The sequence below is a fragment of the Nocardioides sp. CPCC 206348 genome (assembly GCF_048654705.1).
Taxonomy (GTDB): Bacteria; Actinomycetota; Actinomycetes; order Propionibacteriales; family Nocardioidaceae; genus Nocardioides.
This window is the reverse complement of record NZ_JBMCZA010000174.1, coordinates 1-1,642: the sequence shown is the minus strand read 5'-3', so window position 1 is coordinate 1,642 and position 1,642 is coordinate 1. Positions and strand designations below refer to the sequence as shown.

Sequence of the window (1,642 nt, the reverse complement as noted above, 5' to 3'; positions counted from 1 at the left end):
CGTTGCCGCAGCCGAGGTCGACGACGTGCAGCGGCTTCTCCTCGTTCGGCTTGCGGAGGTGCCCCTTCGCGCGGGCATCGGCGACCGAGCGATCCAGGATCCGCAGGAAGTCCTCGACCTGGCGGTACTTCGCCATCCGGCTGGGCTTGATCCGGCCCTGCCCGTCGGTCATCCCGAGCGCCGCGAAGACCGGGTCGTCGGCCGGGAGCATCCGCTCCTTGGCGCGGTCGTGGCTGTGGTCCACCGTGTCGGCGGCCGAAGCCCGCTCGTGCAGGGCGGCGTCGCCCTTCTTCGTCACGCGCAGGGTCAGCTCGTGCTCGGTGGTCTCGACGGTCCAGTTGCCGAAGGGCTCCGCCAGCAGGGTGATCACCGCGGAGCGGGCGGCCTCGCCGGCGAGGTGGTTCGCGGTGTGGGCCTGCGTGGCGTCGTACCGCACGATCTGGAGGCTGCGGCCGGCCTTGAGGTCCACCCAGCGCAGCTCGACGCGGCGCCACGGCGGCACCGCCGTACGACGGCGTCCCGAACCGACCGCCCGGATCAGGCGCTCGGACAGCAGGTCCTCCGCGACCCGGGCCAGCCCGCTCTCGAGGGACTCGGTCGTGCTGCTCACAACGCCGCCAGCACCACGATCAGCAACAGGATCACCAGCGCGGCCGGAATGATGAGTCGACGGTGGCGCGGGTTCACCCACCGATCGTAGAGGGGCGAGCCCCTCAGAGCCTCACCAGTGCGACAGGGAGGACCGGATGATGCCGGCCAGGTCCTCGCCGGTGACGTCCTTGGGGGCGGTCGCGAGCAGGCGCTGCTGCTGCAGTGCACCGTCCACCAGGTTGTCGACGTCGCCCTCCCCGTAGCCCACCTCGGCCAGCCCGTTGGGGATCCCGATGTCCTGCATCAGGCGGGCGAGGACGGCCGGGAGCACCTCGGGGCCGTTGCCCTCGGCGGCCGGGTCGAGCAGCCGCGCCGCCCGCAGGTGACGGTCCGGCGCCGCGTCGAACGTGAAGCGGAAGGCCTCGGGAGCGGTCAGCGAGACGGCCATCCCGTGCGGCACCATCGGCTCGTGGTCCGGGTAGTCCGCCGGCCGGAAGTCCCGCACCCGACCAGCGATCGGGTAGGCGTTGGCGTGCGGGATGTGGACTCCGGCGTTGCCGAACCCCAGGCCCGCGAAGGTCGCGGCCAGGGCCATCTGGTCGGCGGCACCGGCCGCGTCCGCACCTTCCAGGTCCCGTCGTACGGCGGCCCGGAACGCCGTGGCCAACAGGCCCAGCGCCCGTTCGGACCACAGGTCCGCGATCGGGTTGGACCCGCAGTAGGGCACCCGCTGCTCGGGCCGCTTGGCCTCGAAGTCGCCGTACCAGCGGGCGGTGTAGCTCTCGAGCGCGTGGCACAGGATGTCCATCCCTGCCGCCGCGACGACGCCGGCCGGCTGCGTGGCGGAGAACGTCGGGTCGACGACCGCGAGCTTCGGGCGCAGCGCCGCATGGCTGATCCCGGTCTTCACCTTCAGCGCCAGCACGTCCATCACGCAGATCGTGGTGGACTCGCTGCCGGTGCCGGTCGTCGTGGGCACGGCCACCAGCGGCAGCACCGGCTGCTCGGGCGCGCGGGCCTTGCCGACGGGGGCGTTGACGTAGTCCATCAG

The 1,642-nt window shown here is 72.5% G+C and carries 1 protein-coding gene and 1 pseudogene; both read right to left on the bottom strand.

Translation table 11 applies throughout. The annotated features are described in order from the left end of the window. A pseudogene (locus ACOADB_RS13780) lies at positions 1 to 610 on the bottom strand (SAM-dependent methyltransferase); the annotation flags it as partial. A 111-nt stretch (positions 611 to 721) separates the two neighbouring features. Then, the coding region (locus ACOADB_RS13775; protein WP_378599533.1) for a hydroxyacid-oxoacid transhydrogenase at positions 722 to 1,642 on the bottom strand (921 nt) is incomplete at its 5' end.